The organism is Helicobacteraceae bacterium, assembly GCA_031258155.1.
Lineage (GTDB): Bacteria > Campylobacterota > Campylobacteria > Campylobacterales > SZUA-545 > JAIRNH01.
This window is the reverse complement of sequence record JAIRNH010000040.1, coordinates 45,956-71,243: the sequence shown is the minus strand read 5'-3', so window position 1 is coordinate 71,243 and position 25,288 is coordinate 45,956. Positions and strand designations below refer to the sequence as shown.

The 25,288-nt window shown below is 50.6% G+C and carries 27 protein-coding genes and 1 tRNA gene; 23 read left to right on the top strand and 5 right to left on the bottom strand.

Annotation, left to right across the window (positions count from 1 at the left end; genetic code table 11):
* Positions 1–137 precede the first annotated feature (137 nt).
* A complete protein-coding gene (ruvA, locus tag LBF86_05735; protein ID MDR0665005.1) occupies positions 138–695 on the bottom strand; it encodes a Holliday junction branch migration protein RuvA in 558 nt (185 codons plus the stop codon).
* A complete protein-coding gene (locus LBF86_05730) occupies positions 692–2,611 on the bottom strand; it encodes a FapA family protein (GenBank protein ID MDR0665004.1) in 1,920 nt (639 codons plus the stop codon). Before LBF86_05730 ends, ruvA begins: the two co-directional genes overlap by 4 nt.
* 49 nt (positions 2,612–2,660) lie before the next feature.
* Between LBF86_05730 and murJ the strand changes: the two genes are divergently transcribed.
* The 11 genes from murJ to LBF86_05675 all read left to right on the top strand — a co-directional run bounded on the left by murJ (position 2,661) and on the right by LBF86_05675 (position 13,418).
* Positions 2,661–4,061: a murein biosynthesis integral membrane protein MurJ gene (gene murJ, locus LBF86_05725; protein MDR0665003.1), complete on the top strand. Its 1,401-nt coding sequence runs from the start codon at positions 2,661–2,663 to the stop codon at positions 4,059–4,061.
* Positions 4,058–5,458, top strand: coding sequence for a cysteine--tRNA ligase (cysS, locus tag LBF86_05720; protein MDR0665002.1), 1,401 nt, complete (start codon positions 4,058–4,060; stop codon positions 5,456–5,458). The genes murJ and cysS overlap by 4 nt, the downstream gene beginning before the upstream one ends.
* Positions 5,455–6,558 (top strand): glycosyl hydrolase, encoded by a 1,104-nt coding sequence (locus LBF86_05715; GenBank protein ID MDR0665001.1) that lies wholly within the window; start codon positions 5,455–5,457, stop codon positions 6,556–6,558. Before cysS ends, LBF86_05715 begins: the two co-directional genes overlap by 4 nt.
* The gene (locus LBF86_05710; GenBank protein ID MDR0665000.1) at positions 6,558–6,749 is read left to right on the top strand and encodes a hypothetical protein; all 192 of its coding nucleotides are present in this window, start codon (positions 6,558–6,560) and stop codon (positions 6,747–6,749) included. The genes LBF86_05715 and LBF86_05710 overlap by 1 nt, the downstream gene beginning before the upstream one ends.
* Entirely contained in the window at positions 6,746–7,147 is a 402-nt protein-coding gene (locus LBF86_05705) for a hypothetical protein (protein MDR0664999.1), read from the top strand. The genes LBF86_05710 and LBF86_05705 overlap by 4 nt, the downstream gene beginning before the upstream one ends.
* Positions 7,131–8,006, top strand: a complete 876-nt coding sequence (locus LBF86_05700; GenBank protein MDR0664998.1) for a polyprenyl synthetase family protein — start codon at positions 7,131–7,133, stop codon at positions 8,004–8,006. The genes LBF86_05705 and LBF86_05700 overlap by 17 nt, the downstream gene beginning before the upstream one ends.
* A gap of 17 nt (positions 8,007–8,023) precedes the next feature.
* Positions 8,024–9,274 (top strand): glutamyl-tRNA reductase, encoded by a 1,251-nt coding sequence (hemA, locus tag LBF86_05695; protein MDR0664997.1) that lies wholly within the window; start codon positions 8,024–8,026, stop codon positions 9,272–9,274.
* A 2-nt stretch (positions 9,275–9,276) separates the two neighbouring features.
* On the top strand, positions 9,277–10,971 hold the full coding sequence (locus LBF86_05690) for a proline--tRNA ligase (protein MDR0664996.1): 1,695 nt from the start codon (positions 9,277–9,279) through the stop codon (positions 10,969–10,971).
* Positions 10,968–12,056 (top strand): thioredoxin domain-containing protein, encoded by a 1,089-nt coding sequence (locus LBF86_05685; protein MDR0664995.1) that lies wholly within the window; start codon positions 10,968–10,970, stop codon positions 12,054–12,056. Before LBF86_05690 ends, LBF86_05685 begins: the two co-directional genes overlap by 4 nt.
* Positions 12,053–12,997 (top strand): hydroxymethylbilane synthase, encoded by a 945-nt coding sequence (hemC, locus tag LBF86_05680; protein ID MDR0664994.1) that lies wholly within the window; start codon positions 12,053–12,055, stop codon positions 12,995–12,997. The genes LBF86_05685 and hemC overlap by 4 nt, the downstream gene beginning before the upstream one ends.
* 336 nt (positions 12,998–13,333) lie before the next feature.
* Positions 13,334–13,418: transfer RNA gene (locus LBF86_05675), tRNA-Leu, on the top strand.
* A gap of 211 nt (positions 13,419–13,629) precedes the next feature.
* Here LBF86_05675 and LBF86_05670 read toward each other — a convergent pair.
* Together LBF86_05670 and LBF86_05665 are read right to left on the bottom strand one after the other, a co-directional pair.
* A complete protein-coding gene (locus LBF86_05670; protein ID MDR0664993.1) occupies positions 13,630–14,154 on the bottom strand; it encodes a ClbS/DfsB family four-helix bundle protein in 525 nt (174 codons plus the stop codon).
* Between the two features lie 147 nt (positions 14,155–14,301).
* Positions 14,302–15,360 (bottom strand): hemolysin family protein, encoded by a 1,059-nt coding sequence (locus tag LBF86_05665; GenBank protein ID MDR0664992.1) that lies wholly within the window; start codon positions 15,358–15,360, stop codon positions 14,302–14,304.
* A 245-nt stretch (positions 15,361–15,605) separates the two neighbouring features.
* Here LBF86_05665 and tviB point away from each other — a divergent pair, with 245 nt between their 5' ends.
* The 7 genes from tviB to LBF86_05630 all read left to right on the top strand — a co-directional run bounded on the left by tviB (position 15,606) and on the right by LBF86_05630 (position 20,666).
* Positions 15,606–16,859, top strand: coding sequence for a Vi polysaccharide biosynthesis UDP-N-acetylglucosamine C-6 dehydrogenase TviB (tviB, locus tag LBF86_05660; GenBank protein MDR0664991.1), 1,254 nt, complete (start codon positions 15,606–15,608; stop codon positions 16,857–16,859).
* Positions 16,860–17,160: 301 nt separating this feature from the next.
* Entirely contained in the window at positions 17,161–18,195 is a 1,035-nt protein-coding gene (locus tag LBF86_05655) for an acyltransferase (GenBank protein ID MDR0664990.1), read from the top strand.
* Between the two features lie 171 nt (positions 18,196–18,366).
* On the top strand, positions 18,367–18,510 hold the full coding sequence (locus LBF86_05650) for a hypothetical protein (protein ID MDR0664989.1): 144 nt from the start codon (positions 18,367–18,369) through the stop codon (positions 18,508–18,510).
* Between the two features lie 5 nt (positions 18,511–18,515).
* Positions 18,516–18,869: a hypothetical protein gene (locus LBF86_05645; GenBank protein ID MDR0664988.1), complete on the top strand. Its 354-nt coding sequence runs from the start codon at positions 18,516–18,518 to the stop codon at positions 18,867–18,869.
* Positions 18,869–19,654: a 4-(cytidine 5'-diphospho)-2-C-methyl-D-erythritol kinase gene (locus LBF86_05640; GenBank protein MDR0664987.1), complete on the top strand. Its 786-nt coding sequence runs from the start codon at positions 18,869–18,871 to the stop codon at positions 19,652–19,654. Before LBF86_05645 ends, LBF86_05640 begins: the two co-directional genes overlap by 1 nt.
* A complete protein-coding gene (gene smpB, locus LBF86_05635) occupies positions 19,654–20,103 on the top strand; it encodes an SsrA-binding protein SmpB (GenBank protein ID MDR0664986.1) in 450 nt (149 codons plus the stop codon). Before LBF86_05640 ends, smpB begins: the two co-directional genes overlap by 1 nt.
* Positions 20,103–20,666: a ComF family protein gene (locus LBF86_05630; GenBank protein MDR0664985.1), complete on the top strand. Its 564-nt coding sequence runs from the start codon at positions 20,103–20,105 to the stop codon at positions 20,664–20,666. The genes smpB and LBF86_05630 overlap by 1 nt, the downstream gene beginning before the upstream one ends.
* A 34-nt stretch (positions 20,667–20,700) precedes the next feature.
* On the opposite strand, the gene dcd is transcribed toward LBF86_05630, so the two are convergent.
* A complete protein-coding gene (gene dcd / locus LBF86_05625) occupies positions 20,701–21,267 on the bottom strand; it encodes a dCTP deaminase (GenBank protein MDR0664984.1) in 567 nt (188 codons plus the stop codon).
* A gap of 172 nt (positions 21,268–21,439) precedes the next feature.
* On the opposite strand from dcd, the gene accB reads away from it, so the two are divergent.
* From accB to LBF86_05600, 5 genes are all read left to right on the top strand, one after another.
* On the top strand, positions 21,440–21,880 hold the full coding sequence (gene accB / locus LBF86_05620) for an acetyl-CoA carboxylase biotin carboxyl carrier protein (protein MDR0664983.1): 441 nt from the start codon (positions 21,440–21,442) through the stop codon (positions 21,878–21,880).
* 1 nt (position 21,881) lies between these two features.
* On the top strand, positions 21,882–23,231 hold the full coding sequence (locus LBF86_05615) for an acetyl-CoA carboxylase biotin carboxylase subunit (GenBank protein ID MDR0664982.1): 1,350 nt from the start codon (positions 21,882–21,884) through the stop codon (positions 23,229–23,231).
* A 308-nt stretch (positions 23,232–23,539) separates the two neighbouring features.
* Positions 23,540–24,535 carry an ABC transporter permease gene (locus tag LBF86_05610; GenBank protein MDR0664981.1) on the top strand — a complete coding sequence of 332 codons (996 nt, stop codon included), beginning with the start codon at positions 23,540–23,542 and terminating at the stop codon, positions 24,533–24,535.
* Positions 24,528–25,097: an NUDIX domain-containing protein gene (locus LBF86_05605; GenBank protein MDR0664980.1), complete on the top strand. Its 570-nt coding sequence runs from the start codon at positions 24,528–24,530 to the stop codon at positions 25,095–25,097. The genes LBF86_05610 and LBF86_05605 overlap by 8 nt, the downstream gene beginning before the upstream one ends.
* Complete coding sequence (locus LBF86_05600; protein MDR0664979.1) at positions 25,090–25,287, top strand: hypothetical protein; 198 nt, start codon at positions 25,090–25,092, stop codon at positions 25,285–25,287. Before LBF86_05605 ends, LBF86_05600 begins: the two co-directional genes overlap by 8 nt.
* Position 25,288: the final 1 nt, after the last annotated feature.

Genomic DNA, 25,288 nt, shown 5'->3' with positions numbered 1-25,288 from the left:
TTGCAAATTTGCGGCTACGCTTTGCGGTTATCGCGCAAAAGTAGCGCATCGCTTCGCGCGTAAATAGCCGCGATCGCCGCGCCAGCCTACGCGAAACAACGCGCCAACTTCTCTTTTCGACGCCCGCTAGAGCGGCTTTAGGACTTTTTCAGTAATTTAAGCGCCTCCTTAACGAGGCTTGAGACGTCGGAGGACGCGCACTTCGCCAGCGCTTGCGCGATCTCGCGCGGATTAAATCCCAACGTTTCTAACGCCTGCGCCGCTTTGCCAGCCGCGCTTTCGCCGCCGCCGCTTATTTTGCTTAGGCTGCCGCCGAGTTGCACAATCATCAAGCCGGCGCTTTTTTTGCCGACGCCGGGCGCTCTGGTCAAAAGCCGCTCGTCGCCGTTTGCGATCGCCTCCGCAAATTGCGCGGGCGTGAAAGTCGATAAAATCGCTATCGCGCTCTTTGGTCCCACGCCGCTTACCTTTATTAGAACCTCGAACAAAGCGCGTTCGGCTTCGCTCGCAAAGCCGTATAAGGTCATAGAGTCCTCGCGCGAGATCAACGAGGTCAGCAGTCGCGCGCGCGCCTTATCGAGCGCCGCGTATGTGTTTAGCGAGATAAAAGCTCTATACGCCACGCCGCAGGAGGTCATAATATCGCAATAGTTTGGCTCTTTAGCGATAATCTCGCCTTCGATCGCGCTAATCACTCTATCGCCTTGATCGCGTAATCTTCCACGCCGCTAATCTCCAGCCTAATCTCTCCGGCGCGGCTATTCTCTTTCGGCACGAAAAGCAGCTCTTTTGGCGGACTGAGCAGGCGAAAACGGATTTCGTTGTAATTGCGCCATATATCCTTGTTGATCACAACGGCGTTTAGCACGCGGTTTTGAATCAAGCTCAATTCGTCTTGCAACTCCTCTTGCTTGCTTTGCGCGCTCTCCCACTCCTCTTTGAGCGCGCGCGCGTTTTTCATCTCTTCGATATAGCGGTTATAGCGCTCGACAAACGCCAACGGCGAATTTTTACCAGCCAAGCGATCGCTCTCCACCCGCTCGCGCAACTGATCGAACTGCGCTTTGTTTCTCAAGAGTATCGCGCGTTTTTTGTCGTATTTGCGAAAAGCGGCGTTCGCCTCGCGATTACAAGCCTTGCTTTCCGTCATCAACGTTTCAAGCCGTTTACGATCGGCGGCGTTCGCGGCGGCTTCAATATATATATGATTCTCGCCGCCCGCAAGCCGTTTAATCTCTATCCGTTCGCTGGCGATCAGCGTCGCGTGCGATCGCAAAACGCCGATCACAATCCTCCGCGCCCAAATCATACCCCCGATCGCCAGCTCAATCTCCACGTCGTCCGCGCTTACCCGTCCATGTTCGAGACGGTCGATTTTAACCGTTTTGGCTTCTAGCATCCCCTTATGAACGCCGATCAAGGCGCTTTCCGCGACGATGGAGCTTGTGCTATGGGTTTGACCCGCCACGGAAACTTTCACCGCTTTGACTTGCGCCCCGTTAGCCACGCTGCCCGCAAGCGCTATCTCGCTGGCTTCAATCTTGGTATTTGGACCTATATGATCTTCGGAAGCGTCTTCGCCCTCGATGCGGATTTTTATCTCGCGATCCAACCCCGCTTGGATATTGCCCGTAGTCTTGAAATCGACGCTTTCCACCTCGATCGTATCGCCGATAGAGAGGCTGCCGCCTCTGGCGCTCTTATACGCAACGTATCCGCTGCGCTTCGCGTAGTAGCCGATAGCGCGATCGCTCTCGCGCGTATCGATCGCTTCGCTATCGACTTCGCGTATAGGAAAGAACTCTTTTCTGGCTTTAAGAACCGGAATATACCCGCCGCGAAAATCGCGCCCCGCCGTTCCGTTTTTGGGCTTGATATACTCGATCAACAACTCGCCGGTTTCGACCGTTTTTATAAAGCCGCGATCGGCGTAGTCTATACGATCGCTCTCTTTTGGCGCCTGACGATCTTTGTCTTTGAAATGCAAAAGCAGATTGGCGTTGATCGTCGGCGACGGCGCGACCCAGTCGCACAGCGTAACTTTGAAAGGCTCCGGAACGCAATCGTGAATGCGAATCTTGTTGACTAAAACCGCTATATCGTCCTTCATACTGCCTTCGCGCAAACCTATGATCATCCCGTATCGCAATTTCAGTTTATTCAACTCGTCGATAAGATACTCTCTAACGGAAGAAAAAGCGCGTATTTTGCTGGCGGGCATAATAGTCGCCGTCGCTTTGGTTCTCGCGCCGTTGGCGGCGACCTCCGCGATTATCTGCCTATCCCGCTCCATAGGCGCCGGAGTGAAAGATGCCGTATATATCTGCTTGATCGCGAAATCGCCGTCGATCAGTAGCTCCGCGTCGCTAAGCCTGCCAATCATCGCCGGAGTCAGCTCGCACGGAACGGCGGACTCCGGAAACTTGACAAAGGTCGTCGCGCTTTGGATCTGAAAATCGATCTGCGACGTTTTCAAGCCATAACGATTGGCGCTCTCTTTGAGCGCGGCGGGTATGTTGTCGGTTTCTATCGTATTCGCGTTCAAAAAACGCGCCGCTACGCCGCCCGATTCGGTCGATTTCTTTTCTAAACCTTCTTCGCTATCTGGCAAGTAACCGCCTTTATACAAGCCTTTGCTACAATCGCCAAAAAGGGCTGAATTGAAAGGCATATTTACCAACTCGACGGGGATTTTGGTCTCTCGCGTCGCCGGTTTTGCGCGAGATTTTACCACAGCTTCAATTCTAGGCGCGAATATCTATTCGGATATTTTCTTTGTCGCGATCAAAATCCCGAATTTGTTCAGGAGCGTATTTGCGGACGGCGCTTTTACGCAGGCGTTTCTGCCGTCGTTTGTCGCCGCTAAATACAAAGGCGCGTTCAGCGTAAACGTGTTTTTGAGAATTTTCTGCGCCGTTTTGATCTTGTCGCTTTTAGCGACGATCTTTAGCGAATATCTGACGGCGGCGATCGCGCTTGGTTTCGACGAAGCTACTATTAAGACCGCCGCGCCTTTTGTCGCCGTGAATTTTTGGTATCTGGATTTTGTGTTTTTGATCTCGTTTCTAGCGGCGTTACTGCACTATCGCAACAGCTTTGCCGCGCCGGCGTTTTCAACCGCGCTGCTAAACGTTTCGATGATTATCGCGCTAATTATCGCGCGCGGCGAAAACGAGAAGACAATCGTCTGGTTTCTAAGTTTCGGCGTTTTGATAGGCGGCGCGCTACAGCTTTTATTGCATATCGCGGCGCTAAAAGGCAAGAGGCTTGGCGCTATGCTGCTTGGCGGCTTCAAGAAAAAACGCGACTCCAAAGCCGATACCGATCGTTTCTACAAAGCCTTTTTTCCCGCCGTCTTCGGCGCGTCCACCGCCTATGTCTCCGCGTTTTTAGATACGCTTTTAGCCACGTTTTTAGCCGTCGGAAGCGTAAGCTATCTCTATTACGCCAACCGCATATTTCAACTGCCGCTGGCGCTCTTTGCCATCGCCGTTTCGATGGCGCTTTTCCCCGCGATCGCAAAGGCGATCAAACGCGGCGATATGGGCGAATCAAAAAGGTTGCTTAGCAAAAACTTCTGGTTGCTCGCCTTTTTGCTGTCTTTGAGCGCGTTGGGCGGCGCGCTTTTGAGCGACGGGATTATCTGGCTACTGTTTGAGCGAGGTAAATTCGCGCGCGCCGATACGAGCGCCGCGGCGAATATATTGGCGATCTATATGATCGGACTTACGCCGTTTGGTTTGGCGCGGCTATTTTCGCTTTGGCTATACTCCACCGCTAGGCAGGGACTGGCGGCAAAGAACAGCGCTATAGCGCTTGGGTTTAACATTCTGTTTTCGCTTGCTTTTATTAAGCCGCTCGGCGTTAGCGGTCTTGCCCTCGCCGGCGCGCTGACGGGCGTAATTTTGCTGTTTTTGAGCGCGAAGGCTCTCGGTTGGCAGACGGTTTTGGGTATGATTCGCGCCAAATTAGTTTTTGCGCTCGCGATCGCCGTTGCGTTGGAGGCGCTCGCGATCGAGGGATTTAAGTTAGCCGTAAATTATCGAGGGTTTTTTGGGTGAAGCGGTTTTTTCTATTTGATTCTCATTTAAGAAGCAAGGTCGAATTCGCGCCTGAATTTGAAAACGAGGCGCGTATTTACGTGTGCGGTCCGACCGTTTACGACGATTCGCACTTAGGACACGCAAGAAGCGCTATTAGCTTCGATCTGCTTAGACGCGTTTTAACCTGTCTTGGCTACAAGGTAACTTTCGCGCGCAATATTACCGACATAGACGACAAGATTTTGAACAAAATGGCTCAAACGGGCAAATCGCTCGGCGAAATTACGGATTTTTACTCCGATCGCTACCGAAGCGATCTGAACGCGCTGGGCGTTTTGCCGCCCACAATAGAGCCGAAAGCTACCGAGCATATACCGCAGATGATCGATCTGATCGACAGGCTGCTTAAAAAAGGCGCGGCGTATAAAACGCCAAACGGCGATATATACTTTGAAACCGCCAAATATCCCGAATACGGTTTGCTTTCAGGCGAAACGCAAGAGGATACGCAAACGAGAGTTTCGGCGGAGCAAAAGCTCGGATCGCGCGATTTCGCCCTCTGGAAAGCGGCAAAGGATAACGAGCGCGCGGGCTACGATTCGCCTTTTGGCAGAGGTCGCCCTGGCTGGCATTTGGAATGCTCCGCTATGGCGCAGACGCATCTATTTCGCCTAGGCGCTAAATACGCGTGCGATATTCACGGCGGCGGCGACGATCTGTTTTTTCCGCACCATGAAAACGAGGCGACTCAGACCAAATGCGGATACGGCGTAACGCTCGCAAAATACTGGATGCACAACGGCTTTGTGAGAATCGACGGGCGCAAGATGAGCAAATCGCTTAACAACAGCTTTTTTATTAAAGACGCGCTGACGATCTTTCAAGGCGAAGCGCTTAGGTTTTACCTGATGAGCGTTCACTATCGAGCGGGCTTAAACTACAATTACAGCGATCTAAACGCGAGCAAAAAGCGTCTTGATCGCATTTATCGCCTCAAAAAACGCGTCGATACGAGCGCCGCCGAGCCCGAACCCTCTTTTAAAGACGATCTAATCGACGCTTTGCGCGACAATCTGAATATATCTAAGGCGTTGGCGCTTATCGACGATATGATCGCGCGAGCAAACGATCTGCTGGATAAAAATCCAAAAGATAAGGCGGCGAAAGCGGCGTTTAGCGGCAACCTAAAATTGATTTGCGATCTGCTCGGCGTAGGCGCTAGCGACCCTTACGAATGGTTTCAGTGGGGAGTGAGCGCGGAGGATAAAAACGAGATCGAAAAGCTGATAGCCGATCGCGCGAAGGCGAAGGCGAACGGGGACTACGCCTTAGCCGACGCGATAAGAGAGAGGTTAAGCGCTATCGGCGTAGGAGTGATGGATCTCGTCGGTCGAACCGTTTGGGAAAAACTATGACGTTTCGCGCTTTGTTTGCGTTTTCGCTGGCGCTTTATCTGGCGAGCGCTCAAACGCCGCAAACCGATCAAACCCGCCCCGCGAGCGCGAAATACCCCGCGCCTTTGGAAAAGATGATAGGGCAGATGATTATCGTAGGTTTTGAAGGGCAAAGCGCGAAGGACGAGTGGTCGAAACTTGTCATACGCCAAATCAAAAACGGCGAGATCGGGGGCGTGATTATCTACGCTCGCAACGTTAAAGATCCTTTGCAGCTTGAGGCGCTTACGCGCGCCCTTCATTACTCGGTCGGCTCTAACCCGCCGCTATGGATAATGATAGATCAAGAAGGCGGCAAGATTCAGCGGCTAAACTCTAAAAAAGGCTTTAGCGAGTATCCGTCCGCGAAACAAATAGGCAAAGGGACGCTAAACGGCGCGCGCGCCGTATATCGCAACCTCGCGTGCGAATTGCGCGGATACGGAATCAATTTTAACCTCGCGCCGGTAGTCGATCTGGAAAATGGCGAGAGCGTAATAGCGAGCGACGAGCGCAGTTTTGGCTCCGATCCTATCAAAGCGGCTGAATTCGCCAAGCGGTTTATACAGGCGCACGACTCTTGCGGCATACTAACCGCCCTAAAACATTTCCCCGGACACGGCAGCGCCAAAGCCGATCCGCACGTAGAGCAAGCGGACGCTACGGGCGCTTACGAGGAGAAGGAGTTAATTCCGTTCAAAACGCTTATAAACGCGAATTTGGCGCGCGCGACGATGATCTCTCACGTTATCGACCGCGACATAGACGAACTGCCCGCTTCGCTTTCGCGAAAGCATATTGATCGCTTGCGCGCCGCCGGTTTCATCGGCGTAATTATAAGCGACGATCTGCAGATGGGAGCGATTACGCAATATTTCGATCTCAACGAAACGCTGGTAAGAGCGATCAACGCCGGCGACGACGCGCTGATTTTTTCCAATATGCTTACGCAAGACCCCGATATACCTCAAAAGGCTTTAACTATCGTTAAACAAGCCGTGGAAAGCGGCGAAATAGATCCGCAAAAGATAATCGACTCTTATAAACGTATCTTAGTCTTAAAGAAAAAGCGGCTTTATTGATGGACCTTGACGCGATATTTCCCGACGATCTATTTAGCGGCGATATAACCGAGCGGTTTTTCGATATGCTATTTAACGGCGATCGGCAGATCGTCAAAGCGGAGATATTGGCGCTACTCGATCTCTGCGGCGATCGCAACGACAAGATGATTGAGATTATGGCGCGAATAGCAAGCGGAAGCGAAAGATGAGGAAGCTATTATTAGGTTTTTTGCTTACGATAAATCTATCGGCGATAGATTGGGCGCATAGCGAGTCGTTTAGCTTAAAAAAAGACGAATTCGCCGTATTTGAAGTCAACGAAAATATACTGACTTTTAGGTGGTCGCTTTTTCATAACAACGGATTGGTTTCGCTGATCAAATACGATCATTTTCCATATCAGACGATCCTCTACGACGACTATAAACTCAACGCGATCAAGATACCCGTTAAAACCAGCCCCGACGCAACGCCGCCGCGTCCGTATATTATGATCGTATTTGAAGGATTCGATCTCGATCGCAACGTATCGAATATGCGCCTGTATCTATCCGACGCGCAAGGACTAGTAACCGTTAAAAAGGGTTTTAATGAACGAAATCAATAGTATAATAAGCGGATTTTTCGAGCCGCCGATCAGGGATTATGTAGATAAAATTCCGGCGGGCAAACAGTTAAGAAGCCGCTTGATTTGCGCGATCGCCAAGGATAGCGATAAACGCTTTTTGTTAAGCGCGATCATAGAAACGATTCACCTTGCGAGCTTGCTTCACGACGATATTATCGACAACGCCAAAACTAGACGCGGCGCGCCCTCCGTATTTATAACCGACGGCGCCAAAAAAGCGGTTATGGTCGGCGATATTTTTTACGCGAGAGCCTTCGCGAAACTCGTAGAACTCGGCGAAACGATAGCAAAAATCGTCGGCGAAGCCGTAGCTAGACTTTCATACGGCGAATATCTGGATTCGGAGCTGTCTAAATCGTTTAACTCCGATCGCGAAAAATATGAAAATATGATTTATCTTAAAACTTCGGCTTTGATCGAAGCCGCCTGCGAATCGGCGGCGATCTTAGCGGGCGAAAACCGCGAGCGTTTTAAACGTTTTGGCGCTCTGCTTGGAATCGCGTTTCAGGTAATAGACGATATTTTGGACATCACTCAAGACGAGGCGACGCTTGGCAAACCCGCGCTTAACGATCTAAGCGAAGGCAAGGTTACTCTGCCGCTAATCGATTTTTATCATAGCGCCGACAAAAGCGAAAGGCAAAAATTGGTCTCGCTGTTTAGAAAAAAACTAACAAAAAGCGACGCGAATTGGTTAAAAACGGCGCTACATCAATCAGGTTCGATCGACAAAAGCCGTCGATACGCGAATAAACTGCTAGAGGAAGCGAAAGGTTTAGTCGAAAACGACGGCGAACTGCTATCCCTAGCAAAAACGCTTGTCAGCCGTATAAAATAGGCGCTATAATAACGTCGATGCGTTACTTACTAATCTCAATCTCATACAAAAATACCGACATAGCGGTTCGAGAACGATTCGCTTTCGACGCGGCGCGTCAGGAACGAATTTTAAAAACGCTTACGTCTAAAGCCTCTATCGGCGAAGCCGCGATGCTTGTTACGTGTAATAGAGTGGAGCTAATCGTAACCGCCGCCGATCTGCACGTCGCGTTAAGCGACGCTTTAGACGCGCTTCACGACGAAAGCGGCGTGGATCGCGTGGAACTTGACGGGCGCGCTCACAGCTACGAGGACGAGGGCGCGGCGCGCCATCTATTTAGCGTGGCAAGCGGTTTAGAAAGCGTGGTGGTAGGCGAATCGCAGATCGCGGGGCAATTCAAAGAGGCTTTTAAGTTCGCTTTCGAGCGCGGTTTCGTCGGCAAACGGCTTCGCGCCGTAAGCGATCACGCGATGCGATGCGCGGCGGCGGTGCGATCAAGCACGGAGGTCGGCAAAAACCCCGTGTCGGTTTCTAGCGCGGCGGTCGCTCAAGCCAGAGAGTTGCTCGGCGGATCGTTAGAGGATGTAACGGCGGTCGTCGTGGGCGCCGGCGAGATGAGCCGCTTAGCCGCTTTGCATCTTATCGGCGCGAAAGCCAAAGTCGTCGTCGTGGGACGCGATCTAGAAAAGACCGAAGAGTTCGCCAAAGAGCTTGGCGAGGGCGTCGAGGCGGCGGCGTTCGCGAAACTCCCGCGTCTTATTAACTCGCGCAAGCTGCTGTTTACCGCCACGGGCGCGCCGCACACTATAATCAATCCGGAGATCGTGGAGAGCGTCGATTTCACGCGCTACTGGTTTGATATAGCCGTGCCGCGCGACATAGGCGCTATCGACGATGAAAACATCAAAGTTTACGCGGTGGACGATCTGCAAACAATCGTTCAAACCAACATGAACCTAAGAGAGGAAGAGGCGGCGAAAGCGTATAGGATCGTCGGCGAATACGTGGAGAATTTCTTCGGCTGGCTTAGCTCGTTAGGCGCCGATCCGCTGATAAAAGCTCTGCGCGACAAAGCGCAAGACGCCTGTAGAATCGAGCTTGAACGCGCCGCTAAAAAAGGCTTTGTTCCAAAAGAACGCGTTCAAAGCGTCGAACTTATTCTACACGGCGCCTTCAAACGATTTTTGCACGCGCCGACGGTGGCGCTTCGTTTAGCGATGGACAAACAAAACAGCGAAACGGTGGCGGACGTTATCAAAGATATATTCGATTTAGAAGGAAAATAATCTTGCGTTTTTCACGAGCCTTTATCCGCACGGTAAAAGAAACGCCCAAAGACGCCGTATTGACGAGTCACAAATATCTGCTACGCGGCGGTTTTATATCCGCTCAAGCGGCGGGCGTTTACGACTATATGCCGCTTGGCAAGCGAGTTTTAGACAAGATTCGCGCGATCGTCAAAGAGGAGTTGGATAAAGCGGGTTGCGAAGAGGTCGGCTTGGGCTTCGTAACGCCCGCCGATCTTTGGCGCGAATCGGGGCGGTTTTCCAAATACGGCAAGGAGTTGTTGCGCTTCAAAGATCGCAAAGGCGGCGAGTTTGTGCTAGGTCCCACGCACGAGGAGGCTATGGTCAATCTTGTTCGCGGACGCGTTGCGAGCTATAAGCAGTTGCCTCTTAACCTTTATCAGATTAACCTAAAATTCCGCGACGAGGCGCGCCCGCGCTTTGGCTTGATGCGCGGGCGCGAATTTTTGATGAAAGACGGCTATAGTTTTCACGCCGATCGCGAGGATATGTTGCGCGAGTTTCGCCTAATGGAGGAGACCTATAAGCGCGTTTTTCGTCGAATCGGACTTGATTTTCGCGTAGTCGAAGCCGATAGCGGCGCGATTGGCGGCAGCGGCAGCAAGGAGTTTATGGCGCTCGCCGACGCGGGCGAGGACACGATCTTATGCTGCGAAAAATGCGAATACGGCGCTAACGTAGAGGCGGCTAAACGCGTTAAACCAACCTACCCGTCTTTCACAAGCGATCGTGCGGGAGAAATCGACACGCCAAATATCGCCTCGATCGCCGAGCTTACGGCGTTTTTGAAGATTCCCGCGTATAAAACGATCAAAGCGATCGCCAAAAAAGCGCTATTTGACGACGGCGAGAAGATCGCGATCTTTTTTATTCGCGGATCGGACGAGTTAGAGGAGACTAAAGCGTTAAACGCGATCGGCGCTAACGAGCTAACCGACGCGGACGCCGCCGTGCTGGGCAAATACGGGATCGTAGCCGGATTTATCGGCTTAGACTGCGAAAGCGAAGGGGTTTTAGCGGTAGTCGATCGCGAACTGGAGAACGAAACCGATATGTTCTGCGGAGCGAACAAAAAGGATAAACACCTCGCGGGCGCGATCGTCGGCGCAAACCGCGTTTTCGCCGATCTGATAGCGGTTCAAGACGGCGATCGCTGTCCCGTTTGCGGCGCGAAGCTCGTTAGCCGATCGGGAATAGAGATAGGACATATCTTTCAGCTTGGCGATCGCTACTCCAAACCGCTAAACGCGACTTTTTTGGACGAAAACGGCAAGGCTAAGCCGTTTGTTATGGGGACGTACGGCATTGGCGTAAGTCGCCTGATCGCCGCGGCGATCGAGGCAAACGGCGACGAAAAAGGGTGCGTGTGGAACGAGGCGATCGCGCCTTACGCGGTCGATCTGATCGTGGGCGCCGCGAAAGACGAAACGCAAACGCGCTTAGCCGAGGAACTCTATTCACGATTAACTCACGAGGGAGTAGATACAATACTCGACGAGCGCGCGGTCGGTTTTGGAGTAAAAATGAACGATTTTGAGTTGATAGGCTTTCCATACGCCGTTATCGTCGGCAAATTCGCCGCCGATAAGAAGGTTGAGATCGTAGTCCGCAAAAGCGGCGAGCGCGTCGTTGTAGAAGCCGATCGCGTCGTCGATTGGATAAAGGAGCAAAGATGAAAAAGATATTGGCGGCAGGGCTTATACTGCTAAACGGCGTCGCGTTCGCGGCTACCAACAAAGAGATCGAGGGATTTTATGCGCGCATTTTAGAGCGCAATCCAAACGTCGTCTTTAATAGCTCGCGCGTAATCAAACGCGAGGCGATCAAAGGGCTAAAAAATTGGGAAAAGTTGGATATAAACATCACCTTTACGCCTAAAGGACAGACGATCCCGCTAAGTCAAGGCGGCGCGATTTACGTCTATAAAGGTTTTATCACGCACGATATGCAAACAATCGAAAACGGCAAACATAAAACCGTTAGCGACGAAAAGCTGATCGAGACGGCGCGTTTAAGCCTGCAGAACAATCCTAACGCCGCGTTGAAATCGGCTCGCGTGATCAAACGCTATCCGATCAAAGAGATAGAGGGTTGGGAAGCGATCGCTATGGTTTGGGATATAGACGTTAAGCAGGGAACGCAAACGCGCGAGATTTCGGATACCGTCGTTTGGTTTGCGGGCAAAGATCACATTGTCCCCGACATTATTCGCTTGGAAAACGGCGATTCGCTTAAGTTTGAGATCAAAGGCGATATTAAGGCGGAGCATTACCGCGCCGATCATCTTATAGCGGGCAACGAGAACGCCGCGAACAAATTGATTATTTTTAGCGATCCGCTCTGTCCCGCTTGCCGTCAAACAATGCCGACTTTATTAAAGGCGGCGAGCGAAAACCCCGACAAGATCGCCCTGTATTACTACGCGATGCCTACGCACAGCGTCGCTCCAACGCTGATGAAAGCGGCGATCGCCTCTCGCTTGGCGGGAAACAAAAACGCCGAGCGCGCGATGTATGAAACCGACTTCACGGTTAAGACGGGCGACGATCTGCTGGCGTTAAACGTCTTCAACGAAACTTTTGGGACTAAATACGAGTTAAAGGACGTTAATACGCCGGCGGTGTTGCAACATTATAATATCGATCAAAAAGCCGTTTCCGAACTGCTGATTATGTCCACGCCGTCGATCTTTGTCAACGGCAAATTTGATCCAAAGCGCCAAGAGACGCAAAAGATCGTAAATTCGTTAAACGCAAAGTGAGAAAGCTCGCGATCGCCTCTCGCGGTAGCGAGCTTGCGCTGTGGCAGGCAAACCATATCGCTTCGCTGCTGAAAGCCTTTTACGGCGATCTTGAAGTGGAGATTAAGGTTTTCAAAACCAAAGGCGACGTTATTTTGGATACGCCGCTGTCCAAAATAGGCGGCAAAGGGTTGTTTGTTAAAGAGCTAGAAGAGGCGATTTTGCGCGGCGAAGCCGATCTAGCCGCGCATAGCCTTAAAGACCTGCCGACGCGCCTGCCCGAAGGGTTGGTTTTAGCCGGCGTAACCAAGCGAGCCGATCGCAGAGATTGCCTGCTTAGCGAGAAATATGATTCGCTAGAGAGTCTGCCGCAAGGCGCAATCGTCGGCACGACTTCGCTACGCAGGCGAATGCAACTGCTATTTAAGCGTCCTGATCTAACTATTAAAAGTTTGCGCGGCAACGTGCAAAGCCGTTTAGATAAGCTCAAAAACGGTCTTTTCGACGCGATAGTATTAGCGGCGGCGGGATTACAGCGGCTAGAATTGACGAGCGCGGTTAGATACGCCCGCCCGTTCGAAACCGATATTATGTTGCCCGCGATGGGACAGGGCGTTTTGGGTTTGGAGTGCGCCGCAAACTCGCCGACGCGCGAGCTAATCGCTCCAATTACCGACGATCGCGCCGCGATAGAGAGCGCGATTGAACGCGATGTTGTCGATAGGTTGCAGGGCGGCTGTCAAGCTCCGATCGGCGTATGCGCGGAGCTATTCGACGACGGCTTGATTTACGCGCGAGGCATAGTCGGACTACCAAACGGCAAGGAAACGCTAACGGCGGAAGTTCGCGGCGAGCGCGGCGGTTATAAAACGCTCGGCAAAGCGCTCGCCGATAAACTATTTGCGCTTGGCGCCAAAGAGGTTTTAATCCGCGCCGAAGCGATGAACGGCGGCGAAGCATAGCGCGCCGTTTTGCCCTATAATAGCCGATCGAGCCGCGATCCGCTTTTAAAAGGCGCAAAACGATATTACGCGCCGAGTCGGTTTGTAGCCGCTTTTGCGTCTTTAGCGGTCGGTAAAACGGCGCGTTTTTGCTTAAAGGTCGCGTTAAGCCTTTAAGCGGCGTTTTTGCGCGAAAATAGCCGTCTCGCGTCGAATGGCGCTTGAATGTAATTTGTCGGCGATTTTAAAAGCGCTTTGTTTGAAGGCGATAAAAACTTCAAGAAGCGGCGGTATCGACAAGCGCGAAAACCGAACGCGCGTAAGCGCGGACAGGCTATAATCGCGCCCTTCAAATATGCGGTCGTGGCGGAATTGGTAGACGCACCGTCTTCAGGCGGCGGCGGGGCGACCCGTGGAGGTTCGAGTCCTCTCGACCGCACCAATAAAAATATAGACCATTCCTAACGTCGCTCTTTGCTAGAGCGGCAAACCTACCCCAAAAAAATGCGAGCAAGATATAGGTATTTACGCCAACCGCAAACAATATTAAAAGCTATGTTTAAACTTACCTTGCGATCAAGCGCCGATAAGGTTGCGTCGTCAAAAGGTAACGAGGATGATTACGACCGATAAATCCGGCTTGCGAGAGGACGTCAAACGGCGCTGATACATTTTGCTTTTTTCCACTTTCTGATTTTTCCTCGAAAACTCATAAACGGGGCGACCGAATTGATGTGAAGCCACTTCCATACCAGCCATTTACTTGGCGTCGAGCTTGCCCACTTTCGTTGATTTTCGCCAAATAAAACCTTCTCGTCTAACGAGCCGATCCAATCAACAAAATCGTTTTTGCCGCTATCAAATTTTTTCAGCAATTCCGACAAAGATAATTGTTTATACGCATCGTAAAAACGCCGATGCAACTTCCCAATCTCGTTCCATTTCATATTAGGCGCGGGCGTTTCGACCTTTTTACCGGCTAACTCGTCCTTTTCCCAAGATAGTAGCAAATTAAGCCAACCGATTTGATACGCCAGCGCTTCAGACGGAGTTTTATCGATTCCTATAACTCTTTCGTGAATGTCTTTATTGTTTATTTCGGCAAATTCCGCAATAAACAAATTATAGGTTTTGTTAATTTCGTCTATTAAATCTTGCTTTGTTTTATAAACCTTCATCGCGTTTCCTTATAATTATTATTGCATAGTTTAGCAAATCTCAATATATGCGAGCGCGAGGCTGGGCATAATCGCGCCGATTTGCCAATAAATTATCGGCGAAGCGCAAACAAAACGGCGTCGATAGCGAGCGTCAAGAAACGCCGTTTAGCTTTTGTCCGAAGGCTTGCTTACGCGAGTCCTCTGCCCGTTTTTCATTTTGAGTTTCGCAAACTCCTGCATATCTTCCACCTGATCGTATTCGTCCATAATATCAACGTCCAGAAGTTGCTCGATCGCGTCCTCCAAAGTAACGATTCCAGCGGTCTGTCCGTAGTTGTCAATCACCAAAAACAGATGCTCTTTACGGCGTATAAATAGATCGAGCGCCTTCAAAACGGGAATGTTTTCGGAGATACGAAAGATCGGCAACATAATTTCCTCTATTTTACGATCGCTATGCTCTAGTATCTCCTCTTCCATTATCTTTTTGCTATGCACCACGCCGATTACGTCGTCGATACTCTGATCATATACGGGAACGCGCGATCGAACAAAAATATCCGGTTTTTTCGCCGCCGCGCCGACGCTTATATCTTTCTGCAGCGCAAAAACTACGCTGCGAGGCGTTAAAATATCTTTTACTTTATCCGCATCAAGCGTCATTAGGTTTTCAATTAGATCGGCTTCCTGCTCGCGCACCGCGCCGCTCTGCTCGCCAAGCTCCGTAATCGCTAATATCTCGTCGCGGCTAATTTTGTGGCTGTGAGCGCTATCCTTGCCAAAAAGCCTGCTGATTAACGTCGCAAGCAGCGTAAAAGGATAGGTGATCGTAATAAGCGCGACGATAATTTTCGCCGACGCGGGCGCAAAGGCTTTCCAATATCTCGCGCCAATCGTCTTAGGCGCGATCTCCGAAAGGTAGAGGATTAAAAGCGTTAAAATAACCGACGTAAGCGCCATATATTTGTCGCCAAAGAGCTTTTGCGCTTCCGCGCCTACTCCCGCCGCGCCGATCGTATGCGCGAACGTATTTAACGTAAGAATCGCGGAAATTGACTTATCTACGTCTTTCTTGACTCTTTTAAGCGCGGAGGCGGCGCTTGGATTGCTCTTGCTAAGCGATTGAATATAGCTGAATGTCGTCGAGAGCAAAACCGCCTCTAAAATCGAGCATATAAACGAGATAATCAGCGCCGATAACAGATATACAAGCAGAAAGGTCATCGAGGGTTAACCTCGCGCCTACTATAAGGGTCAGACAAGATTCTCCTTTAACATTGAGCGTCGCGTCCTAAACGGCACGCGTATATCATAGAAACGCAAGGCTTAAAGTTGCGAATAAAAGGCAAAAAAACGCGCAAAAACGCCTTGCTTCGACCGACCGCGCTCCGCCTTTGCCCGCAAATTTCGCCGTCTCTTTATCCTCTCTGTGATAATATCGAAAACTTTTCTTGATTTGAAAGCGTTGCATGAAAATATGTTTAATCGGTTTGGGTTACGTGGGGTTGCCGCTTGCGGCGGAGTTTGGCAAATATTACGATACGATCGGCTTTGATATAAACCAAAAACGAATCGACGAGTTACAAAACGGCTACGATCGCACCTTGGAGCTAACGAGCGATCAGCTAAAGCGCTCGGCGCGGCTTAGTTTCAGCGCCGACATCGAGGATATAAAATCCGCGAACATCTATATCGTTACCGTCCCGACGCCGATCGACAGCCACAAAAACCCCGATTTAGCGCCGCTACTCAAAGCCAGCGAAACGGTCGGCAAGGTTTTAAGCAAGGGCGATATAGTCGTCTATGAATCGACCGTATATCCGTGCTGCACCGAAGAGGAGTGCGTCCCCGTTTTGGAAAAACATAGCGGTCTGAAATTTAATCAAGATTTTTACTGCGGCTACTCGCCGGAGCGTATAAACCCGGGCGATAAGGAGCATACGGTCTCCAAAATTCGCAAAATCACGAGCGGCAGCACGCCCGAAACGGCGCAAAAGATCGACGATCTGTATAAAAGCGTTATTACCGCCGGCACCTTTAAGGCTTCGTCGATCAAGGTCGCCGAGGCGGCTAAAGTGATCGAAAACAGCCAACGCGACATAAACATCGCCTTCGCGAACGAGCTGGCGCTGATTTTTGGGCGGCTTGGAATCGATACTAACGAGGTGTTAGAGGCGGCGGGAACAAAGTGGAACTTTCTGCCCTTTCGCCCCGGGCTTGTAGGCGGGCATTGCATAGGAGTCGATCCATACTATTTAACCCACAAAGCCGAATCGGTCGGCTATCACCCGCAGGTGATCTTATCGGGACGACGCATTAACGACGGAATGGGCGCGTATGTCGCCTCGCAGACGATCAAACTGCTTATCAAAAAAGGATCGCCCGTTAAGGGCGCTACGGCGCTAATTTTAGGAATTACTTTTAAGGAAAACTGCCCGGATATTCGCAACTCCCGCGTGATCGATATTATTCGCGAGTTAGAGGAGTTTGGCGTGCGCGTTACCGTCTTCGATCCGTGGGCGGATATAGAGGAAGCCAAGCGCGAATACGGCGAAATTGAGATTTTCAAAACGCCGCCTAGCGAAAAATTTAACGCGTTAATCGCGGCGGTGGCGCATAAAGAGTTCAAAAATCTTGATCCGCGATCGTTTGTTGACGAAAACGGCGCGATCTACGACGTTAAGGGCATATATGATCGTTCGCAAATCGACGGACGATTATAATTTGGCGGCGTTTATTTACGCGATCGGCGGGTCGATCGCTCGTTAAGGTAAGGATAAAATATGCGCGTATTTGAACGGCTTAAAGCCGCCCTATCAACGCTTTGCCCAATCGCTTCCGTCCGTCTTTTCGCCATAGCGTCGCGTTATCCTAAGTTTGCCGCCGTCCAACAAACATGGCTTTCGCAAGTAAGATCTTTCGCTATAAACGCAAAAAACTTCGCAAGAACGCCTTCTAGGAGGGGGGGGGGGGGGCGAACTTTCGCCGTCAAACCCTTCAAGCCGATTTTTAGAGTTAGACTTTATAAGAGGAATAGCGGCGCTCTCGGTAGCGATCTATCATTGGCTAGGCTCTTGGCATGGTTATTCCGTAGATATGATTTTTTTTAGAGGCGCTCCGTTTGCCGTAGATATATTCTTTATCCTTTCCGGTTTTGTGATGAGTCACGCTTACGGCGCCAAGATCGAGGAGGGCAAAATTGGTTTAGGATCGTTTGCTTTGCTCAGGCTTGGCAGATTATATCCGCTTATATTTGTAAGCTCCGCGTTAGCCATAACCGCGTTTTGGATCGTTAAGGGGCGATTTTTGATTCAGGATTTGTCTATCGCGGATAGCATACTAATGAACGTCTTTATGTTTCAAGGAATATCGGGCAAACTTGACGGATTTATCGGCGTTTTTTGGAGCGTGGGTATTGAATTTTGGGTTGGATTAACGTTATTTTACGGCGTAGTTAGACATAAAGCCTATTTTGCTAATTTTTTAATTGTTTTAGCGTTGTTGTTCTATCTTTACGGCGGCAAAGACAGCCTGTTTTTCGGAATTGACGCCGGAGTCATAAACGACAATATCCGTAGAGGGCTGCTAGGCGTAGGTTTAGGCATTATCGCCTATCGAATCTATTTAACGTATAAAGATACGACGTTTTCCAAGCGAACAAATATCGCTCTTAAAAGCCTATTCTATTGCATTTTTGCCGCGACGCTTTTTTATATGATTGCGCCCCAAGAAAACGCGAACGTCGTCGGTAAAGTTTTTGTCGAAATATTAGTATGCGCGATGATAACGCTTGGCGCTTTGCTCAAAAACCAATGCAAACTATTTTGCGCCAAATGGCAAAGCTGGCTTGGCGACGTTAGCTATTCGTTATATATTTTTCATACGTTCATAATTTGGCTCGCGACGCGCTTGCTTAAGCGGTTTGATTTCGGACCCTTAAGCGGAGCGATTATTGGCGCCATATTTGTAGCGGTTGTTACCTTGATTATCTCTCATTATTCGCATAAATATATCGAAAAGCCCGCTTATAAATGGTTTAGGGCAAAAATTGGGCGGTAGAAACATCTTAGCCGCGTTTACTCGTCGAAACGTCGCGCTTAAACGCCCGACGCGGAGAACTAAAGCCGACAAGCGCGTTTTCGGCAAAAATGCGCTTTATATCGTTGTTGGGTATAATTTTACCGATTTGAACTCGCGAAAAACGGGCGAACATAATTAGGAGTTGGAACGGTGAAAGCGTTTTTTATGGACGGATCGGCGGCGTTAATCGGTTTTTGTTCGATTGCGCTTTCGTCTTTGTTTGGCGCTAAAAAGGCGTTTGATCGCGCCGCTTTAGCGCGTAATTGGAACTTCGCCGCGCGCGAGATTGTTTAACGCTTATGCAACCAAATATGCAACCAAACGATTCGCGTACGGTCGATTTCATACTCAAGCGAGGCGGCGAGATTTACGCGGCGCAAAAACGCTTCGGCGCCGATCCGTCGGCGCTGTCGAGCGATTCGGCGTATTTTAACGCGATAGCGACGGGCTTGTTGCAGATTAGTATCGCCGCTAAAAAGCTCTCTAAAACATTCCGCGACGGGCGCGAGAAGGTCGCGTGGAAGCAAATCGACGATTGGAGCGCGGCGATAATCGATCGCTTCGATACGCTGACGGCGCTCGATCTTTGGACGATGTTAGAAGACCTATCCGAACTTTACGGCGTTTGCTACGTCTATGAAGATTCGAGATAATGCCCTCGAAAATCTACGACGCGCGCGCTAAACTTAACGTCTTTTTGAAAATAATCGGCAGGCGCGAGGACGGCTATCATCTGATCGTTTCGCGTTTTGTCCGATACGACGCGCTAAGCGACAAGCTGTGGTTTGAAAAAGCGGGCGCGAACGGTTTTGACGTAACGGGGGACTTTAACTGTCCGCTTGAAAGCAACGCGATCTATCGCGCCTATACCCTTCTTATTCGCGAGTATCCGTCTAAAGAGCTTTTCTCTTTCGCCGGCGCGCACAAAGTCGTCGTGTATAAAAATATCCCAAGCGGCGCGGGGCTTGGCGGCGCGAGTAGCGACGCGGCGACTTTTTTAACGATGATTAACGAAGCCGCCGACCTGAAGCTCTCTAACGAGGAGTTATCAAACATTGGCGCGGAGGTTGGCGCGGACGTTCCGTTTTTCTTGAGCGGATACGAATCGGCTAACGTAAGCGGCATAGGCGAAAAGATCGAGCCGTTTCTCGAAACGCCGCCGCCTTTCAAGTTGAAAACAACGCCTATTCTATGCGAAACGCCAAAAGTTTATTTGACTTTCCGCAGGCATTTTAGCGACAAAATGGCGAAGAGCGAACAACTTGCCGCCGACTTGACGACAATGAACTCCCGCGATATTCTGCGCGAGTTTGAACCAGAGAGGCTAAACGATCTGCTAGAACCCGCGTTGAAAAGCTATCCGGAATTACGCGAATACGAAGAGGAAGGCTGGTTTCTTAGCGGAAGCGGCGGAACGTTTTTCAGGAGCGAAGTTTAATGACTATAGAAAACCGCAAAGCGCGTTATAGGTTTGATATACTAGAAACCTACGAGGCGGGAATAGAGCTTGCGGGCAGCGAGGTAAAAAGTATTAGAGCGGGCAAAGCGAGTTTAAACGAGGCGTTTGCGCGAGTTATACTCGAAAAAGAGATATGGCTGTTTGGCATGCATATCGCCCGATACGAAAACGCCGACCCGCGCTTTGCGCCCGACGAGAACCGATCGCGCAGACTGCTTCTGAAAAAAAAAGAGACGGCTAAGATCGCCGAGCGCGTAAGGTTGGAAAAACTCGCTATTACCGCGCTAAAACTCTATTTCAACTCCAAAAATCGCGTCAAGATATTGATCGCGCTCGCTCGCGGCAAGAAGCTCCGCGACAAACGCGAATCGATCAAAGAGCGCGATGTAAAAATAAACCTCAAACGGATTATGAAGCGAAGCGCGTAATGCGTTGCCTGCTTTGTTCCAAATTAAGCCTGCGTTTTATCTGCCGCGAATGCGAAGAGGCGATCGCGGTTTATCCGCGCGTTTATAGTTTGCGCGATCTAAACGCAATCGGTTTTTACGATTACGACGATATTGCGCCGCTGACCAACGCGAAGTATTACCCGTTTGGCGCGTTTATATTAAAACGGCTTGCGCTCAAAGCGTTTAAGCCGTTCTTTTGCGATTTAGAGTTAAAAGACAGAGCCGCCTTAATCCCCATAGACGATCGCGTCGGCGCGTGGTATTCGCATACCGCTGTTTTAGCGAAATTCGGCGCGAGCGGCGCGGTAACGCCCAGATTTGGCAGGCTTCGCGCGCGATCGCAAGAAAAATACGCGGGGCGAACGCTTGCGTTTCGCCAAAGCCGTCCGCGCCGCTTTATTTTTAAGGATTTCGCGGAGCAAAACGCGATTTTATTAGACGATCTAATCACCACCGGAACCACGCTGTTAGAAGCGCGCGAGACGCTTGAAAAAAACGGTAAAACCGTCCTCTTTGCGATAGCTTTAACCCGCGCGCTATAGCGAGCCGCCGCGCTTTTGTTTGTCTCCTTAAAGATCAACTTGGTTTTAACACTTTTGGCAGCGTGATGCCCCTCTGCGCCTGATATTTGCCTTTGCGATCTTTATACGAGATTTCGCATACCTCGTCGCCCTCGAAAAATATCACCTGCGCGATCCCTTCGTTGGCGTATATCTTCGCCGGCAGCGGCGTGGTGTTGGAGATTTCAATCGTGATATGCCCCTCGAACTCAGGCTCGAACGGCGTAACGTTGACAATAATGCCGCACCTCGCGTAGGTGCTTTTGCCAAGGCAGATCGCGAGCGCGCCGCGCGGTATTCTAAAATACTCTACGGTGCGCGCCAGCGCGAACGAGTTAGGCGGGACTATGCAAACCTTGCCGGTAAAATCCACTACGTTAGCCGTCTCGAAACGTTTAGGATCGACCACCGTCGCATTGATATTGGTAAATATCTTGAACTCGTCGCTTACGCGAATATCGTAGCCGTAACTCGATAACCCGTAGCTTACGATCCCCTCGCCTTCAAGCCGATCGACAAACGGTTCGATCATCTTCTCTTTAAGCGATTTTTCCCTAATCCAGCTATCCGCTTTCAATCCCATACTTGCCTCCGTTTCGCCATTATGCCGAATTTGATCTATATAGCGCCAAGCCGTTCGCGCCGATTAACGCGCGGAGGCAAAAGAGCGCGCTTTGAAATAAAACGTTATTCGCGCGCTTAACTGCGTTTTAGCTATTATGCCGAACTTTTATACTCGCGTAAAGGATAAGATCTTGCTAACCCTCGAAGAAATTAGATCGCTCGCGGACTATCTGGATAAAAGCTCGTTATCAAAAATCAAAATCCGGCAAGACGGTTTTAGCGTGACGTTAGAGCGCCGCGTCGCCGCCGCGCCGGTTTTCGCAAGCGCGGTCGCCGAGCGCCCGATCGCGCCGCCAAACGCCGTCGCGCTAAGCGCGATTGACTCCAAAGACGGCGAAACAATATCGAGTCCGATGGTCGGCACGTTTTACCGATCGCCAAGCCCCGATTCGCCGCCGTTCGTCAGCGCCGGCGATCAGATCGCGAAGGGCAAGCCGCTGTGCGTATTGGAGGCGATGAAGATATTCAACGAGGTTGAAGCCGAATACGACTGCGCGATCCTTGAAATTTTGGTCGAGGACGGACAGGTAGTCGAATACGATACGCCGCTTTTCAGAGTGAAGCGAAACTGATATGGCGACGATCAAACGAGTATTGATCGCCAATCGCGGCGAAATCGCCCTTCGCGCCCTTCGCACGTTCAAAGAGATGGGCAAAGAGGTCGTGTGCGTCTATTCTACCGCCGATAAAGAGGCGAGTTATTTAGAGCTTGCGGACGCGGCGGTCTGTATAGGAGCGCCCAAAAGCGCGGATAGCTATCTGAATATCCCCGCGATTATAACTACCGCGGAGGTTACCGAATGCGACGCGGTATTTCCGGGTTACGGATTTTTAAGCGAAAACGAGCATTTTGTCGAGGCGTGTTCGCGCCATAAAATAAACTTTATCGGTCCAAGTCCAGAGACGATGGCGCTGATGGCGGACAAAGCCAAAGCCAAAGCCGCCATGCAGAAGGCGGGCGTTCCCACGATTCCGGGCGTGGAAGGCACGTTAAAAGACGCGCAAGACGCGAAACAAAAAGCCAAGAGCGTCGGGTATCCCGTCATTTTGAAAGCCGCGGCGGGCGGCGGCGGGCGAGGAATGCGCGTCGTAGAGGACGAAAGCTATATTGAAAACGCCTTTTTAGCGGCGCGAGCCGAAGCCGAAAACGCCTTTGGCGACGGATCAATCTATATGGAAAAGCTGATCAAAGAGCCGCGCCATATCGAGGTGCAGATAATGGGCGACAAGCATGGAAACGCGATCCACATCGGAGAGCGCGACTGCTCGATGCAGCGACGGCATCAAAAGGTGATTGAGGAGGCGCCCGCGATCTACCTCAAACCAAAAACGCGCGAAAAACTGCTTGAAACCGCCGTGAAAGCCGCCAAAGCGCTTAAATACGAAAGCGCCGGCACGTTGGAATTTCTTGTTGATAGCGATCAGAACTTCTACTTTATGGAGATGAATACCCGCTTGCAAGTTGAACACCCCGTTAGCGAGTCGATTAGCGGTTTGGACATTATCGAGTTGATGACGCGCGTAGCCGAAGGCGAAAAACTGCCTAAACAAGAGGATATTCATTTTAGCGGACACGCGATCGAGTGCCGAATCACCGCCGAAGACCCCGTTCGTTTTCTGCCCTGCCCCGGAAAGATAAAAGAGTGGATCGTCGCGGGCGGACGTAATGTGCGCGTCGATAGCCACTGCTATGCGGGCTACATCATACCGCCTCATTACGATTCGCTGATCGCCAAGCTGATAGCTTACGCGCCGACGCGCCCGCAGGCAATCGCGAAGATGAAAGAAGCTCTGCGAGAGACGAAGATAAGCGGCGTTAAAACCACCGTTGAGTTTCACGCGAAAATGCTCGAAAATCCGGATTTTATCGCCAATAAATTCGATACAAAATACCTTGAACGCCGTCTGACCGATTTAGTTTAGCGACCGCCGCGCGCTCAAACAAAGCCCGTTTCGCCGCGGGACGAGCGCGCGTTAGACCTCTAAACAACGGCTTCAAAAACGATCGCGCCCGATGTATTGATTTGACGCGCTTACGAGGGAGTAAAAACGATCTGTTTAAGGCTTTACTCCCGCTAATTTGGCGCGACGGGCGGCTGTTTGTCCGTTTATATTGCGAGACGTCGAGAGCGCGGTTCAATATCGGCGACAAGCCGCGTTTGAAACTCTAAGCGCGGTAAAACAAAAAATTTGTATGATCTTGTAACGATTATTTTGCAAGCGGGGATTTTTTGACAAAGCGGTTTAAACTTATCGGAACGCTGTTAGCCAAAAAATTCGCTTACGTCGCGATTATGTTGCTTGCGATCTCGATTCTAAGTTTTGTCGTCGTAAACGCCGCGCCGAATAATTTCTTCTACGGCGGCGATCTTAACCCGAATATGACTCCCGAAAACATCGAAAGGCTAAAAGCGGTTTACGGGCTGGATAAAAGCGTCGCGGAGCGGTATTTTGCGTGGATAGGGGCGATTTTGCGGCTTGACTTCGGCGTTTCGTTTTCGAGCGGCAGACTTGTTCGCGACGAGATTATAGACAGGCTTGGAGTTACGATGAGCATCAGCCTAATCTCTATGGCGCTTATATTCGCGCTTTCGCTGTGGCTTGGGATCAAAGCGGCGTTAAACGGCGGGCGCGTTTTTGATCGTTTTTGCAAACAAGCGGCGCTTATCAGCTACGCGTTTCCGTCGTTTTATCTGGCGCTTTTGCTGGTTATGATTCTGTCCGTTTGGCTGGGCTGGTTTCCGATCGCGGGGCTTGAAGGCGCGGAGGCAAAGGTCGGCGTTTGGCGTTACGCGGATATGGCATGGCATTTAGCGTTGCCGATCGCGGTGGCGGTATTGGGCGGCTTTGGCAGTTTAACGCTATATATCCGCGCCTTGACGATCGAGATTGACAAAAGCGACTATATCTTTTACGCGCGCGCGAGGGGATTAAAACGAAACAAGATTGTCCGCCGTTACGTGATACCGAACCTTTACCCGCCTATCGTTACCACGCTGGGTCTGTCGCTGCCGGGCGTGATCGGCGGGAGCGTCATACTTGAAAGCGTATTTTCAATTAACGGAATGGGTCTGCTGTTTTACCAAAGCGCGTTGAGTCGCGACTATCCGACGATTATGGGCATACTGATTATTGGCGCGTTTTTAACGCTGCTTGGGAATATAATCGCCGATTTAGTTTTAATGAAATTAAATCCATACTATCGCGCCGGAGCGGCAAATGGTTGACAACGTAAGAATAGAGAGCCTTTCAAACCCGCGCTTCGTGCAACCGTTGCGCGTGTTTTACTCCGAAAACGGCGTAGAAAAAAGTTGGGAGATGATCAAAGCGCACGATAGCGTCGCGATTTTGATCTACAACCGCGATCAAAACTCGTTCGCGTTCGTTAAGCAGTTTCGCCCCGCCGTATTTTTAAAAAACAACGACGGTTTTACTTACGAGCTTTGCGCGGGCATTTTAGACAAGGACAAATCGGAGGAATTAACCGCGATCGAGGAGATCGAGGAGGAGACCGGCTATAAAATCTCCGTTGACAGAATCGAGAAAATCACCTCGTTTTACTCGTCCGTAGGTTTTGCCGGCAGTCGCCAGACGCTGTTTTTCGCCAAAGTGAGCGACAACGATCGCGTATCTCGCGGCGGCGGCGTGGATACGGAAAACATCGAGGTCGTGCATATACCTAGAGAAAAAATTACGGGGTTTGTGTTTGACGAATCGATTGCCAGAACGCCCGGTTTGGCGTTTGCGGTTTCGTGGTTTATGGAGCGCGAAAGGAACGAAAATGTTTAAGGATATTTTGCAAAAAGAGCAGAATTTGATCATAGCGCAGCTTGGTATTTTTGCGTGCGTAGTCGCTTTGTTTTTGGTGGTGGGCGCGGCGGTTTATAGCAAAACGAGCATTCACGATCGCGAAGAGGCTATAGAGCAAAAGCAGAGCATTACGGGCGGCTTTCGCAATCTTCAGCAATCGACGGAGTAAA

Coding starts and splice junctions, on each gene's coding strand:
- LBF86_05705 (MDR0664999.1), top strand. CDS start 6,746: ATGAGGAAGCTATTATTAGGTTTTTTGCTTACGATAAATCTATCGGCG.
- LBF86_05670 (MDR0664993.1), bottom strand. CDS start 14,154: ATGAAGGTTTATAAAACAAAGCAAGATTTAATAGACGAAATTAACAAA.
- LBF86_05605 (MDR0664980.1), top strand. CDS start 24,528: ATGGTTGACAACGTAAGAATAGAGAGCCTTTCAAACCCGCGCTTCGTG.
- LBF86_05685 (MDR0664995.1), top strand. CDS start 10,968: ATGAAAAAGATATTGGCGGCAGGGCTTATACTGCTAAACGGCGTCGCG.
- LBF86_05665 (MDR0664992.1), bottom strand. CDS start 15,360: ATGACCTTTCTGCTTGTATATCTGTTATCGGCGCTGATTATCTCGTTT.
- LBF86_05700 (MDR0664998.1), top strand. CDS start 7,131: ATGAACGAAATCAATAGTATAATAAGCGGATTTTTCGAGCCGCCGATC.
- LBF86_05615 (MDR0664982.1), top strand. CDS start 21,882: ATGGCGACGATCAAACGAGTATTGATCGCCAATCGCGGCGAAATCGCC.
- tviB (MDR0664991.1), top strand. CDS start 15,606: ATGAAAATATGTTTAATCGGTTTGGGTTACGTGGGGTTGCCGCTTGCG.
- LBF86_05715 (MDR0665001.1), top strand. CDS start 5,455: ATGACGTTTCGCGCTTTGTTTGCGTTTTCGCTGGCGCTTTATCTGGCG.
- LBF86_05600 (MDR0664979.1), top strand. CDS start 25,090: ATGTTTAAGGATATTTTGCAAAAAGAGCAGAATTTGATCATAGCGCAG.
- LBF86_05630 (MDR0664985.1), top strand. CDS start 20,103: ATGCGTTGCCTGCTTTGTTCCAAATTAAGCCTGCGTTTTATCTGCCGC.
- dcd (MDR0664984.1), bottom strand. CDS start 21,267: ATGGGATTGAAAGCGGATAGCTGGATTAGGGAAAAATCGCTTAAAGAG.
- LBF86_05645 (MDR0664988.1), top strand. CDS start 18,516: ATGCAACCAAATATGCAACCAAACGATTCGCGTACGGTCGATTTCATA.
- LBF86_05710 (MDR0665000.1), top strand. CDS start 6,558: ATGGACCTTGACGCGATATTTCCCGACGATCTATTTAGCGGCGATATA.
- hemA (MDR0664997.1), top strand. CDS start 8,024: ATGCGTTACTTACTAATCTCAATCTCATACAAAAATACCGACATAGCG.
- LBF86_05640 (MDR0664987.1), top strand. CDS start 18,869: ATGCCCTCGAAAATCTACGACGCGCGCGCTAAACTTAACGTCTTTTTG.
- smpB (MDR0664986.1), top strand. CDS start 19,654: ATGACTATAGAAAACCGCAAAGCGCGTTATAGGTTTGATATACTAGAA.